This is a genomic window from Helicobacter ibis, from assembly GCF_027859255.1.
GTDB lineage: Bacteria > Campylobacterota > Campylobacteria > Campylobacterales > Helicobacteraceae > Helicobacter_D > Helicobacter_D ibis.
The window spans coordinates 17,405-31,000 of the sequence record NZ_JAQHXR010000008.1; the positions used below are offsets into that span (position 1 = coordinate 17,405).

Consider the following 13,596-nt stretch of genomic DNA (forward strand, 5'->3'; position numbering starts at 1 on the left):
GCGTGGGGATTATTGTTTCTATTTTAGTTTTATCTTTTTTGATTTTTTTTCATGAGTTAGGGCATTTTTTAGCCGCTAGAATCTTTGGCGTTAAGGTATTGGCATTTAGCATAGGGTTTGGCAAACAAAGATTATGGAAAAAAACAATAGGAGATACGGAATATTCGATTCGCCCTATATTTCTTGGTGGCTTTGTAGAGCTTAAGGGACAAAAAGATTTTGATCCAAAAAATAGAGACTATAGCCCTGATAGCCTATATGGAATCTCTCATATAAAGAGAATTATAATACTTGCTGCTGGGTCTTTGTTTAATTTATTATTAGCATTTTTATTATTTTTGTGTGTTGCATTTATTGGTCATAATGATTTAGCACCGGTTGTTGGCAATGTGGATAAAGATAAAATAGCATATAAAGCTGGGATAATCGATAATGATGAAATAATTGAAGTAAATGGCAAGAAAATTAAGACATGGTGGCAATTAAGCAAGATAGTAGAAGATTCTAATGGAGAGAATTTAGAAATTGTATTTTTACGGGATAATAAAGAATATGTAGTAAATATAATGCCTCAAATTGGAGATTCTAAAAATATTTTTGGAGAGGATATTAAAAGAGCATTAATAGGCATAAGTGCAAAAGGAGAGATACGAACTATTTCTTATAATTTCTTAGAATCCATAGAATATGCATACTTTAAAACAATACAATCAAGTAAATTAATAGTTCAAGGCATAGAAAGACTAATAATTGGGGTATTGCCTACAAGCGAGATTGGAGGGATAGTATCTATTGTAACCATTACAAAACAAGCTTCAGAATCTGGAATTGTAATGCTACTTGCATTTGCCGCTATGTTATCTGTAAATTTGGGGATTTTAAACTTGCTTCCTATACCCGCATTAGATGGAGGACATATAGTTTTTACCACTTATGAGATGATTGTTAGAAAACCAGCTAGCGTAAATGCAATTTATTACCTAACGATATGTGGTTGGGTGATTTTATTATCTTTGATGATTTTAGGTATGTATAATGATATTACAAAGTTATTAAATGGAAGTCTAGTATTTTAAGGAGTGGTTATGGGTTTGAATCAAAATTTGCTAGAAATAATTGACAAAATAGAAAAAGCAAGAATCTCTACTGATAGACATAGAATTATAAATCTAGTAGTAGCTAGTAAATATGCAAACACAGAGCAAATAGCAGAACTCTATAAATGTGGTCAAAGGGCATTTGGTGAAAACAAGATTCAAAGCCTACAAGAAAAAAGCAAAGATTTGGAGGATATACCGCTAGAGTGGCATTTTTTTGGCACATTACAGAGTAATAAAATAAATGCCTTACTTAGACTAAAACCTTATTTAATCCATTCTCTACACTCTTATGATATTGCTTTAGAATTAAATAAAAGACTTGCTAGGGATAATCTTAGCCTAAGGGCACTCTTGCAGGTAAATAGCGCTAATGAATCTAGTAAAAGTGGTGTATTAGCATATAAAGCAAAGGATATATATCACAAAATACAAGAAACATGTAGCAACATCAAGTTATGTGGGCTTATGAGCATTGGAGCACATAGTGATGATACAAATGTGGTTAAAAGAAGCTTTGAGACTACTTATAAAATTTATGAACAATTAGATGCCAAGATTCTTAGTATGGGCATGAGCAATGATTTTGAACTTGCAATAAAATGTGGAAGTAACTGCCTAAGAATCGGCAGCGTATTGTTTGCTTAGAAATTTAGCTTTATAAGATTCTTTGGAATCTTAACTACCACCTTTTGGACTAGATTTTGTGTGCTAGATTGTATCCCACTTATTCCTCCTGCATGAACATCATTACTTTCAAAAACTGCTAGAGCACCTTTGAACATATTTAGCGATGATGCAAATTTGCTTGGAAAATATTCTATTACATCATCTTTTAGTGGGGTTTTTACTTCACACACGAAAGTAGGGGCTACAAAAAATATTTCATTTCCATTTATTACCATTTGAAAATCAATCATTTCTTTATGGCTTTCATAAAATGCTTCTTGCGGAGCTTTTGTAAGATATGCTTGCTCTATTGCAATTATAGAATCTGTTAGCTTTATCTCATTTTTATCACCAGCTTTTAGAGATGAGATTCTTATATTTGTTTCACTAGTCTCATCTAATGCTTCATTTAGGTATGAAAACACAGCCTTTAATTCATCGCTTTTTTTAAATTTAGATTGAATATCAGGTAAAAATCCAAAAAACATGCTAGACCTTTTTTAACATTCATTATACCAAGAATTACAATTAGCACATACACTATCTTTGTCTATATTATGATTTATATGCTCCATAGCTATTTTTCTATGTTTTTCTCCAAACCAAATATCATGTAGCGAATCTTTGTAAATGTTTCCATATGAAAAAATACTTTCGTCTTCAAATCCTAATATATTTCTTTGTATTGAGCAATTCCCAACAGAACCATCAGGAAAAATATACATTTCTTTAAATATCAATCCACAAGAATATCTATTATTGTTTATAGTATGTTTTGCTGTGTAAGATTCATTATATAGTTGTGCTTCATATCCTATTTCTTTTATTTCCAAAAAATATCTAAAAGCTTCATTAAACATTGTAGGGCTATAAGTAATGTGGAAAACTATGCACTCATTGGATAGATTATGATTTTTAGCAATTCTTAATATGTATTTTATTCTTTCTTTATCTTTTGCGATGTTTAAATTGCTTGATATTAAAAATAAATGTATGTAAAATGGAGGATTCACATCTAGTTTGAGTAATTTTATGAAGTTTTCTTCATTTAACATGTTTGGGTGATATGCAACTTCTACCTTTCTTATTTTTTGAGATTTTGCATATTTTATAAATTCAAAGATTCTATCATCATATAGTGGTTCCCCGGGACCAGAAAATACAATTCTGCTGTTGCCAAGCTTTGCAAATTCAACTATTTTATAGAATTTTTCATCTGTTATTCTATTGTGTTGTCTAAAATAATTTGTTTTGTGTAGTTGCGATGGTTCCCCAAACCATAAACATTGTGGGCATTTCGTGTCACATTTGTTTTCAAGTCCTATATAAATAGTATATGGATATTTAAAAAATTCTTCTACAATATTTTCACTTGTCAACACACTCCAATTAGAAGCTATTGATAACAGCCTGCTATCATGGAAAAATTGTTCTCTTTTATCTGCTGTATTTAGAAAATCTTTTGTTTCTTTGTTTATTTTGTGCATATTATATGCCATGTTTATTTCATAGTTATCCAAACTATCTATAGAAGTTAATTTGCAAAACATGAATCTTTTATCTGCATAATAGAAATCGTGGTATGGAATATAAGTATTGACTTTGCTGTTTATTAATGTTTGTATTTTATCCAAATCTTCATTATAGGCTATAAAGTCAAAATTAAATATAACTAACTCTAATTGCTCCCCCCCCCCCCCCAACTTCTTGTAGCATACTATATAGCTTTATTGAATAAAAGTATGGAATCTCTAAAATATCATAATTGCAAATTTCTTTTAGCACTTCTTTTTCTTCATTGCTTATTTTCCCTATCTTTACTATTTTAGTCATTTTTGTCCTTTATATTTTTAATTCCAAATAATTGCCATGTATTATCTTTATATTTTAATTCAATTATGCATGATTTTTTAATTATTACATTTTTGATTTTGCATATTTTATATAGCACTTCGCTAATGTTTGGTTCATGTCCGATTATTATTATATTTTCGTGTTTTTCTGTGTATTTGATATATCCCTCTATATTAGAATCAGGATTAATTTGTGGATCTATTACATATGCAGTATTTTTGTATTGTTCTAATATGTATTTTGCTGTTTGTTGCGATCTTAGCGCCAATGATGAGACTATCAAGCCTATATTTTTATAGCGTTTGGATAAATATTTTGCGATTTTCTTAGAATCTTTTATGCCAGATTCTACTAATTCTCTTTGTAAGTCATCACTAGCACAAGTTTCTCTATCTTGCGCTTTTGCATGACGCACTATAATTAGATTCATTATAGTTGCTCTATCATTTTTATCACCAATGATGCACTCTTTCTAGCAGCCTCATCTAAAAACTCTTCATAGCTAATTAATGCTTCATCTCCTGCATTGTCTGATATAGCTCTTATAACGCACAATGGGACATTTAAATTATCACACGCAACTGCAACACTTGCACCTTCCATTTCTATTGCATCTGCTTTAAATTCCTTCTTTATCCATTCTTTTCTTTCTTTATTGTGTATGAACTGATCTCCAGTAGCGATTATCCCTTTATGAATCTTGTATCCTTCTTTTGTAGCTATATCTAGTGCTAGGTTAGTTAAAAATTCATCTGTTTTTGTAAATATTTTTCCATTACTTATATAACCATAAGGGTGCCCAAAGGCAGTTATATCCACATCATGTTGGCACAACTCAACTCCAAGAACTAAATCACCTATTCTGTAATCACTATTTACGCCACCAGCTACACCGCTAAAGATCATCTTTTCGCACTTGAAATGTAAAACCATAGTTGCAGCACTTAGAGTCGAGAATACTTTGCCTATTCTACTTGAAGCTATTATTATTGTGTGATTTGAATTTACTTTATAGAACGTATTTCCACCAAATTTTATAGTTTCATAATCTTTATAATGCTCCAAAAGTAATGAAATTTCTTCATTCATTGCACCTAATATACCTATTGTCATGTTTTATCCTTATTTTATAAATTCACAAATATCTGTGTAAGTTTGTAGCGATATTGTTGGCTTTTGCGTTAATCTTTTATTTAGTCCTTTTAAAACACTTCCGCCACATTCTACAAATTGTTCAATCTCACCTTCATGGCTTGTGATTGATTGCTTGTATTGCACTGGCAATATTAGTTGATTTGACAAAAGTTCGATTGCTTCTTGTTTTGTTTTGTAAGGTTTTGCATTTGTGTTGGAAATAACTGGAAATAGAAATTCATCTTTTATGCTTTCGCTTAGTATGGATTTAAAATCATCTTTCATATCTTCTAAAATCGGGCAGTGTGAAGCCACACTCATAGGTAGAATTAGAGTCCTTTTTGCTCCTAAGCCCTTTATTTCTACTTCTAGTGCTGATAAGTCTTCTTTTATTCCACCTAACACAATTTGACCATCACCATTGTAATTGGCACACCATACTTTAAGCCCTAGATTCCTCTTTTTTTCACAAAATTCTTCTAGCACAAAATCTTCTAGCCCTAAAACAACCATCATTCCGCTACTTTTATTTTTGCAAACTTCTTCCATTAGCTTACCTCTAATGGATACCAAAGATATAGCAGATTCAAAGCTAAGCGCATTTGTGGCACATAAAGCACTAAACTCACCTAAAGAATGCCCTAGAGCAAACTTTATACTTCCTTTTACTTTATCCTTTATTAGCATATATGTTGCATAGCTTACTAATAATATTGCTGGTTGTGTATATCTCGTTTTATTTAATTTATCGTTTTCGCTAAAGCATAGTTGTGCCATATCTTCTTGCAAGACATCACTTGCTTGTTCAAATAGTTCCTTTACTATTTGTGAGTTATCATATAAGTCTTTTCCCATTCCTATACTTTGGCTTCCTTGTCCCGGAAAAATAACTGATATACTCATTAAACCTCCTAAGTTGATTTACATTTTTGTTTTTGCATTTACTCCTAATAGTGATAATCCATTTTTTATAGAATTAGCCACTATTTTTAGGGCATATAGTGTTTGTTTTTCGTTTTGTGTTTCTAGTATTTTTTCTTCATTATAGAAGTGATGAAACTCTGCTGATAGATTCTTCAAAAACTCCACTACTTTATTTGGCGCTCTATCTTTAAATGAATCGTCTAAGACCTTATCAAGCCTTAAAGATAGCACTAATAGATTTTTTAAAGATTCGCTTAAGTTTTGCAAACTTTGTTTTTCTATATTTTCAAAGCTTGTATTTGACTTCTCAAACAATGTATGAATCCTAGCATGAGCATAATTTATATAATATACAGGATTTGATGCATCATGCCTATTTAAATCTTCTACATCAAACTCTAGTTGAGTATCTGCCTTCTTACTTAAAAAAACAAGCCTTAATGCATCGCTACCTACATCATCAATGACATCTTTCATTAATATAAAATTGCCAGCTCTCTTGCTCATCTTGTAAGCCTGTTTATCCTTCAGTAGTGCGACCATTTGGGATAGAATTATCTCTAGCTTATCACTTGAAAATCCAAGAAACTCTAAAGAAGCTTTGATTCTTGCGATGTATCCATGATGATCAGCACCCCATATATTAATGTATCTATCAAAGTTACGCATAAATTTATTTCTATGATAAATAATATCTCCAACTATATAAGCCATCTCGCCATTTTCTCTCATCAAAGACCTATCTTTTTCATCTCCGTATTCTGTGGATTTTATCCATAGTTTTTCATCTTTTTTGTATATGGCATTATTTTTTTGCAAGATTTCTAGTGTGCTATCCCAGTCTTTATACATATCAACTTCGCTCACATAGCTATCAAAGTAAATTCCAATTTTTGCTAAGTTGTCTTTTATTTCTTGTAACATTTTATCCTTACCAAAGATACTAATTTGTTCTAATAGCTTAGAATCTGTATCACAAGCTTTAAAGCAATCTGTGCCAAATTTTTCCTTTGCCTCTCTTGCTAGTTCTCTGACATATTCTCCATTATAGCAACCTTCAGGAATCACTAGCTCTTCGTTGTAAAATTCATTTTTGCCAAATGCACATATTGATTTACCTAGCTTTACTATTTGTTCTCCAGCGTCATTTACATAGTATTCACTTACTATATCATAGCCTAGATATTTTCCTATTTTGTATAACGAATCACCAAGTATAGCTCCCCTTGCATGTCCTATATGCAATGGTCCTGTCGGATTTGCACTTACATATTCTATTAGGATTCTTTGTTGTTTTTTTTCTTTTTTACTATCTAAATTATCTATGCAATTCTCTAAAAATATATCACTTACAAAGAAATTTATATATCCACCGACAACTTCTAATTTGTCTATTTCTTGTAGGTTTTGCAATTTATTTGCAAATTTTTGTGCGATTATGTTTGGTGCTTTTTTTAGCACTTTTGCAAACTGAAAAGTAGGCAATGCAAAATGTCCAAGATTCCTATCCTTTGGGACTTCTAATACACATGAGATATTTAACGCTCCATCAATGAGCGTCTTTAGCTTGTTATACATTTGTTTTTGTTGTATCGCTAGTAGCGTTTGTAGTAGTTGTGGTTGTATTAGCAGTATCTTTTTTATCTTGTTCTATTTTTGTTGCATCTGCTACTTCTTGTGCTTCATTATCATCATCTTTTACTGCTTTTTTGAAGTTTTTAATACCAGAACCAAGACCTTTTGCTAAATCTGGAATCTTTTTTGCCCCAAACAAAACTATAATAATCAAAAGAACAATCAGCAACTGCTGGACACTAGGCATCATAATTAAATCCTTAAAATAAAATTGCACAGATTATAGCATAAGTGAAATTATAATTTTTAATCTAGCTTCTCCTTGATTTGCTCTATATTGTCTGCACTTGTTTTTAGCGAAACTTTCCCATTATCTAAGATTATAACTTCATTGCATAATTGTAAAATAATCCGAATATCATGTGATACAACTATAAAAGTAATATTTTTTTCTTTTTGTATATTTTTAAATAGTTCTATCATTTTATATTGCAAATGTGCATCAAGGCTACTTATTGCTTCATCTAATATTATTATTTTTGGCTCTAGTGCCAAGATTCTAGCTAAAGCTATTCTTTGTTGCTCTCCACCACTAAAGTAGGCATTTTTTTTGTGCATATAGCTTGAATCTAGTTTCACTAATTTTAATAATTCTTCTGCTTTTTTTTCTCTATTTTGTATGTGTGTGAAGTTTTCTAATCCTTCTAAAATAGAATCTATTGCACTTTGTTTTGGATTTATATAGCTTGAATCTTGAAAAATACTTTGAATATCTTTTCTTAATTCTTTTGGAAAATTACCTTTTATATTATGGTTTAAAATCTCTATCTCCCCGCTATCATAAGATTCTAAGCCTAGTAGAATTTTTGTTATTGTTGATTTTCCTGTACCATTTTTTCCTAAGATTCCTAAATTATTTTTATAAAATAAATCAAAGCTAATATCATCTAGCACATAATTTATTTTTGCCTTGTTAAAAAACCCACCACTTGTGTATGATTTTTTTAAATTTTTTACACTTATTAGTTTGTGTGTATTTGTTGTTTTTTCTTTTTTTTCTATAAAGGCTAGTTTTTTATCTTCATTTAGCAACTCTTTTGTTTTATTGTGTTGTGGAGTTGTGATAATCTGTGTTTTTGCATTTTGCTCTATTATTTCTCCATTATCGATTATTATTATCCTATCTGCAATATATTTTGCTAAAGATATATCATGAGTTATGAACAAAAGTCCAAATCTAAGATTTTCTTGTTGTTCTAAAATCAAATCAATCAAGTTTTTAGTTGTAGCACTATCTAAATTGCTAGTTGGCTCATCTGCTAAGATAAAGCTAGGATTAATGCTTAATGCTAAAGATATCATTATTTTTTGCAATGTCCCACCGCTTAGCATAAATGGATAAGCTTCTAACACTAATGCATCTAAATTTAGATATTCTAAGCCATAGTTATATTCTTTTATGTTATGCGCTTTAAATGTCTCCAAAAAATGTTCTTTAATAGTACATGTATTAAAAAAGCAACTAGATGGATTTTGTAAAATTACACCAAATTTTTCATTTGTTTCTATGTTTCCATCTAATTTCATATCTTCTAGCAATATCCCTAAAATACTCTGCATTAGCATACTTTTGCCACTACCACTTGCACCAAGTAGGGCAACCTTCTCACCACTATTTATATTTAGATTTATATTTTTTAGAATATGCTTTTTTTTTGTATAGAGATTTATGTTTTGTATTTCTATCATTAATGAAACCTTACTGATTGTATTGCATATCTATCTCTTAAGGCTTCTCCTAGTGTATTAAAAATTGCAACTGATACAAAAATGCAAAGTCCGGGATATATCATCAAATGTGGATACTCCATAATATATGGCGCAAAGTCTTGAATCATAACCCCCCATTCTGCAGTAGGTGCTTTTACTCCAAGTCCCAAAAATGACAAAGAAGATACATGTAAAAGCATATGCCCAAAGTCAAGTGTTATTAAAATTATCATTTGAGAAAACACGACAGGCAAAATGTGTTGTCTCATTATTTTAAACTCACTATCACCCAGCATTTTGGCTGCCAAGATATGATTTTGTGATTTTATCTCTAGCGTTATGCTTCTTACCATTCTTGCATACCAAGCCCAGTGTGTCATAAATATAGCTAAAATTACATTTAATAGCCCAACCCCAAAAATAGCTATAAAAAATAATGCCAAAATAAAAGTTGGAAAAGTCAAAAACACATCGCAGATTCTCATTAAAATATTATCTACAATTCCTCCCTTATAGCCAGATAATATCCCTATAAAAAATGAGCTAACTACAATTAATAGAGAAATAGCAAATACACTAAAAAATGAGATTCTAGCACCATGCCCTAATCTACTTAAAATATCTCTACCTAAATGATCCGTACCAAGCAAATGCTCACTACTAATAGGTAAAAATTTATTTTGCAAATCACCATAATTTGGATCATGATCAAAGATCAATGGAGCAAAAATTGCAATTAATATTATTATTATGCTTAGTGTAGCTGATATTTTAAGCTTCATTTTTTGCCTTTTGATATCTTATTTGTGGGTTTAGATACGCAAGAAGTATATCAACCATCAAATTTAATATCACAAAAATTAGCACCATAATTATCATAAAAGCTTGAATTACAGGATAATCATGACTATATATAGCACTTACTGCATATCTGCCAAAACCTGGTAATCCAAATAGAATCTCAACTACAACAGCACCGCCTAAAAGCTCACCAAAGTGCATGCCTAATGAAGTAACAATAGGTAATAGTGAAGTGTATAAGACTTTTTTATTTATTGTTGATTTATTTAGATTCCTTGCTAGTGCATATAGTGTGCTCCTTTGTGATTTGTGTTCTAAAAAACTAACCCTAACTAGCCTAGTATTAATTCCTAAAGACATAAGGCTAAGCGTAGTAACTGGTAAAATATAGCTATACAATGATAACTCTTCATAGGGAGATAGAATCCCAAAGTAAATAGTAAATACATAAATAAGGCAGAATCCAAACCAAAAACTAGGCATAGACACACAAAAAAATGAAAACACACCAAGAGATTTATCAATAATGGAATCTTTTTTTATTGCTCCTAGCACACCTAAAGCTATACCAAAGATAATCACAACAAACATTGATAAAAACGCTAAATTCAGCGTTGTAGGCAGGTAATACAAAATATCATCAAGCACCGGTCGCTTTGTAACATATGAGATTCCAAAGTCAAAAGAGAGTATATTTTTTAGCCAGATTCCATATTGAACAAAAAAAGGCTTATCAAGTCCAAGCTCGATTCTTGTTAGCTCTAGTGCTTCTTGTGTTGGTGGTATTTGTGATTGTGTTAGATATGCAAATGCAGGGTCAATTGGGCTTAGCCTTAAAATTCCAAAAACAATAAATGACACAGCAAGCAGTATTGGAATTAAAGTTAGGATTCTTCTAATAATAAATAAAAACATTATCTAATCTTTATATCCTCGAATCTAAACTCATATTCCATATCACCACTTTTATAAGATTTAATCTTTTTATTATTAAACACCCCTAGTACCACTCCATAGCTTAATGGTATGTATATATTGCTATTATTTAATAAAGTCAGCAAACTTTTATATCCTTTTTGTATTTTGTCTTTATTGTCTGCGTTTAGTATAGACTTTATTAATCCTCTTATAATGTCTTTATTTTCCAAACCATCTTGTGCTGCATAATCTGCATGAGAAGGTATTAGCATAGACGATATAAATGAATGCGGATCAAATGGATTTCCCCATGTTTCGTTAAATATCAAATCAAAATCTCCATTTTTTTGCCTTTGATAAAATGCAATTGGCTCGCTTGAATCTAGCTGTATATTTATTCCAACTTTCAATGCTTCATTTTGTATGCTTTGTGCTATTGACTTTTGAATTGGATTATTTGCGATATAAACCAATCTTATTGCCTTATTTTTATAATTTGTATTTTTCAATACCTCTTTACTTTTTTGTAAATTAAATTCCTGCTTACTTAGTTCTACATCACAAAATTCTAAATTCCTTTGAAAAAGATTTTCCGCTTTTTTGTCTATTTGAAGCAAGATCTTATCCCATATCTCATCTTTATTGATTGTTAGAATTATTGCTTTTCTTATATTTGGATCACTTATTGTTTTTGAGTTTATAACAAGATTAAAAGTTCCTTGAGGTATCGATTGTGTAAGAGTATATCTTGTATCCTTTTGCAGAATCTTAAAACTTTCTCTTGAAATCATATCCTTGCCAACTAATATATCGATCCCTCCACTTTTTAAAGCCAAGATTCTAGAATTTGGATCTGGGATTATTTTCATCGTTAATTGTGATATTTCCGACTTTTTATGATAGTATGGATTTGGAACAAAGACATCTTTTATACCTAGTATGCTTTCTTTTAATACCCATGGACCACTACCTACCGGACTTTTTATGCCATCTTTTGTGCTACCATCTATCATCGAGCTTGGATCGATTATTCTAAATGGCCTTGGTAGAGAAAGTTCATTTAGTGTGGCTATGTATGGGGAGCTTAATTTTAGCTCAAATGTATTTTCATCTATTGCTTTTGCGCTTTGGATCTTGTCTGTAAGTCCAAGCCAAGAATGTCTTGTTGCGTTCTCTAAAATTGCTTTGAAGTTTGCTTCAACTGCATATGAATCTAGCCTGTTACCATTTGAGAAATGTAAATTATTATCTATTTTAAAAGTATATGTTTTACCATCATTGCTTATTCTCCATTCTCTTGCAATTCCCCCAACAAATTTCCCATCCTCATATTTTACCAATGGTTCATACACCATTATTTGTGCATACATTTGATTTGGAGAATATAGATGTGGATTTAAATGTCCAATATTTGTATCCCATGCACCAACAATCTCTTTTGAATACAGTGGAGTTAAATTAATACTAACAATTATAATAAAAATTCCTTTGGTTATATTTCTTAAAGCCAAGTGTTTCATTGATAATTAAACTCCTTAAGTTAAGTATTATTTAATTTTTTGACCATAAAGTATAACAACAAAATTCTTAAGACCCAAGATTTAAGTCTAGGTACAAATTATTACAATAAGTAGTTTAATCTGCACTAGCAAATAATAAACTATGTAATAAAATTTAAGTTAGATTTTGATAGAATCTAAAACTGCTTATATCTTGTTAATATTAGATGTCCAGTTATTTGCTAAAGATTGTTTAGTTGGACATTTAAAATATTGTAAAAATTTGTATTAATTTGGAGGTGTCACAATTATGAATAGTGTAAAATTGAAATTATCTCTAGCATCTAATGCTATCGCAGTAGTATGTTTACTTATTTTAGGTGTTATCACATTTATTTTTGTTAAAGACATAGTGTTCGAAGAAACAATAAAAAGCGAAACCAATTATGTTAAGGTATCGCAGTATTCCATGTATAGCTTTGATAATGATAATGTTAATAATTTAGCATCTTTAGTGAAACATATTACAACCAATTTTGATTATGATGATTTATCTTCACTGGAAAGCTTAAAGAGAAATATTGGTGTAATTTTGAAATCGTATAGAGATGCGGGCAATTATTTAGGTGTTTATATAGCTCACCCGACTGGGGAGATAGTTGTAAATGATGCTGAGGCAGATGCAGCTAATGAAGATGCAGTAATATATGGTAAGGCACAAAACTACGATGCTAGAACTAGAGACTGGTATATTGGAGCTACTAAGTCAGATAAAGTTTATATAACAGCACCATATATAGATGTCACTACTGGACTTTCTACTTTTACATATGCTAAATCAATTTATGATGAAGGTAAATTTGTTGGTGTTTTAGCAATAGATGTGCTAGTTAATGATTTGCAAGAATCTTTTAAGCATAACCCTGGAAGAATATTTGCTTTTGATAAAAACGCTATAGTTTTTGTTAGTAATGATGAAACTTTATTGCCAAAAAAGGAGGGTGAAGTTAATCCTGATATTAAGACTATTTCTGAACTTAGAAAAAAATATAAGGACTATGAACCATTCAACTATATAAGGTCTGATGGTAGCGAGAGATTTGTTGTATGTACTTCTGTATCTGAATATGGTATTTGTATATCTGAAAGTGTTGATGAAGTAGAAGAACCAGTAGAAAGAATAGCCTACATACAATCTGTCATCGTTGTTTTTACAAGCTTAGCTAGTATAATTCTATTATATTTCATAATATCTCGTATGCTAACTCCATTGCAATTTATCCAACAAGGTCTACTTTCATTCTTTAAATACATAAACTATGAATCAAAACAAGCTCCTAAACCAATAGCTATAA

Annotated in this window: 15 protein-coding genes; 3 read left to right on the plus strand and 12 right to left on the minus strand. The window is 30.5% G+C overall.

Features of this window, described 5'->3' with window-relative positions; translation table 11 throughout:
* Window positions 1–2: 2 nt before the first annotated feature.
* Window positions 3–1,076 carry an RIP metalloprotease RseP gene (rseP, locus tag PF021_RS08285; protein WP_271022018.1) on the plus strand — a complete coding sequence of 358 codons (1,074 nt, stop codon included), beginning with the start codon at window positions 3–5 and terminating at the stop codon, window positions 1,074–1,076.
* Between the two features lie 9 nt (window positions 1,077–1,085).
* On the plus strand, window positions 1,086–1,745 hold the full coding sequence (locus PF021_RS08290; protein WP_271022019.1) for a YggS family pyridoxal phosphate-dependent enzyme: 660 nt from the start codon (window positions 1,086–1,088) through the stop codon (window positions 1,743–1,745).
* Here the strand turns inward: PF021_RS08290 and PF021_RS08295 are convergent.
* The 12 genes from PF021_RS08295 to nikA are packed head-to-tail and all read right to left on the minus strand — an operon-like array spanning window position 1,742 to window position 12,262.
* Entirely contained in the window at window positions 1,742–2,254 is a 513-nt protein-coding gene (locus PF021_RS08295) for a YhcH/YjgK/YiaL family protein (RefSeq protein ID WP_271022020.1), read from the minus strand. The genes PF021_RS08290 and PF021_RS08295 overlap by 4 nt on opposite strands.
* Window positions 2,255–2,266: 12 nt before the next feature.
* Window positions 2,267–3,400: a radical SAM/SPASM domain-containing protein gene (locus PF021_RS08300; RefSeq protein WP_271022021.1), complete on the minus strand. Its 1,134-nt coding sequence runs from the start codon at window positions 3,398–3,400 to the stop codon at window positions 2,267–2,269.
* A gap of 28 nt (window positions 3,401–3,428) precedes the next feature.
* Window positions 3,429–3,599 (minus strand): hypothetical protein, encoded by a 171-nt coding sequence (locus tag PF021_RS08305; protein WP_271022022.1) that lies wholly within the window; start codon window positions 3,597–3,599, stop codon window positions 3,429–3,431.
* The gene (locus tag PF021_RS08310; protein WP_271022023.1) at window positions 3,592–4,050 is read right to left on the minus strand and encodes a SixA phosphatase family protein; all 459 of its coding nucleotides are present in this window, start codon (window positions 4,048–4,050) and stop codon (window positions 3,592–3,594) included. Before PF021_RS08310 ends, PF021_RS08305 begins: the two co-directional genes overlap by 8 nt.
* Window positions 4,050–4,733, minus strand: a complete 684-nt coding sequence (locus PF021_RS08315; protein ID WP_271022024.1) for a 5'-methylthioadenosine/adenosylhomocysteine nucleosidase — start codon at window positions 4,731–4,733, stop codon at window positions 4,050–4,052. The genes PF021_RS08310 and PF021_RS08315 overlap by 1 nt, the downstream gene beginning before the upstream one ends.
* Before the next feature lie 9 nt (window positions 4,734–4,742).
* Window positions 4,743–5,657, minus strand: a complete 915-nt coding sequence (fabD, locus tag PF021_RS08320) for an ACP S-malonyltransferase (protein WP_271022025.1) — start codon at window positions 5,655–5,657, stop codon at window positions 4,743–4,745.
* Window positions 5,658–5,675: 18 nt separating this feature from the next.
* Window positions 5,676–7,256 (minus strand): arginine--tRNA ligase, encoded by a 1,581-nt coding sequence (argS, locus tag PF021_RS08325; protein ID WP_271022026.1) that lies wholly within the window; start codon window positions 7,254–7,256, stop codon window positions 5,676–5,678.
* Window positions 7,249–7,503, minus strand: coding sequence for a twin-arginine translocase TatA/TatE family subunit (locus tag PF021_RS08330; RefSeq protein ID WP_271022027.1), 255 nt, complete (start codon window positions 7,501–7,503; stop codon window positions 7,249–7,251). Before PF021_RS08330 ends, argS begins: the two co-directional genes overlap by 8 nt.
* A 56-nt stretch (window positions 7,504–7,559) precedes the next feature.
* Entirely contained in the window at window positions 7,560–9,002 is a 1,443-nt protein-coding gene (locus PF021_RS08335; RefSeq protein ID WP_271022028.1) for an ABC transporter ATP-binding protein, read from the minus strand.
* On the minus strand, window positions 9,002–9,805 hold the full coding sequence (gene nikC, locus PF021_RS08340) for a nickel ABC transporter permease subunit NikC (protein ID WP_271022029.1): 804 nt from the start codon (window positions 9,803–9,805) through the stop codon (window positions 9,002–9,004). The genes PF021_RS08335 and nikC overlap by 1 nt, the downstream gene beginning before the upstream one ends.
* Window positions 9,795–10,739, minus strand: coding sequence for an ABC transporter permease subunit (locus tag PF021_RS08345; protein WP_271022030.1), 945 nt, complete (start codon window positions 10,737–10,739; stop codon window positions 9,795–9,797). Before PF021_RS08345 ends, nikC begins: the two co-directional genes overlap by 11 nt.
* Entirely contained in the window at window positions 10,739–12,262 is a 1,524-nt protein-coding gene (gene nikA, locus PF021_RS08350) for a nickel ABC transporter substrate-binding protein (protein ID WP_271022031.1), read from the minus strand. The genes PF021_RS08345 and nikA overlap by 1 nt, the downstream gene beginning before the upstream one ends.
* Window positions 12,263–12,710: 448 nt before the next feature.
* Between nikA and PF021_RS08355 the strand changes: the two genes are divergently transcribed.
* Window positions 12,711–13,596, plus strand: an 886-nt coding sequence (locus tag PF021_RS08355) for a PDC sensor domain-containing protein (protein ID WP_271022032.1), incomplete at its 3' end; no start/stop codon positions are given.

Coding starts and splice junctions, on each gene's coding strand:
- PF021_RS08290 (WP_271022019.1), top strand. CDS start 1,086: ATGGGTTTGAATCAAAATTTGCTAGAAATAATTGACAAAATAGAAAAA.
- PF021_RS08295 (WP_271022020.1), bottom strand. CDS start 2,254: ATGTTTTTTGGATTTTTACCTGATATTCAATCTAAATTTAAAAAAAGC.
- PF021_RS08305 (WP_271022022.1), bottom strand. CDS start 3,599: ATGACTAAAATAGTAAAGATAGGGAAAATAAGCAATGAAGAAAAAGAA.
- PF021_RS08310 (WP_271022023.1), bottom strand. CDS start 4,050: ATGAATCTAATTATAGTGCGTCATGCAAAAGCGCAAGATAGAGAAACT.
- PF021_RS08315 (WP_271022024.1), bottom strand. CDS start 4,733: ATGACAATAGGTATATTAGGTGCAATGAATGAAGAAATTTCATTACTT.
- fabD (WP_271022025.1), bottom strand. CDS start 5,657: ATGAGTATATCAGTTATTTTTCCGGGACAAGGAAGCCAAAGTATAGGA.
- argS (WP_271022026.1), bottom strand. CDS start 7,256: ATGTATAACAAGCTAAAGACGCTCATTGATGGAGCGTTAAATATCTCA.
- PF021_RS08330 (WP_271022027.1), bottom strand. CDS start 7,503: ATGATGCCTAGTGTCCAGCAGTTGCTGATTGTTCTTTTGATTATTATA.
- PF021_RS08335 (WP_271022028.1), bottom strand. CDS start 9,002: ATGATAGAAATACAAAACATAAATCTCTATACAAAAAAAAAGCATATT.
- nikC (WP_271022029.1), bottom strand. CDS start 9,805: ATGAAGCTTAAAATATCAGCTACACTAAGCATAATAATAATATTAATT.
- PF021_RS08345 (WP_271022030.1), bottom strand. CDS start 10,739: ATGTTTTTATTTATTATTAGAAGAATCCTAACTTTAATTCCAATACTG.
- nikA (WP_271022031.1), bottom strand. CDS start 12,262: ATGAAACACTTGGCTTTAAGAAATATAACCAAAGGAATTTTTATTATA.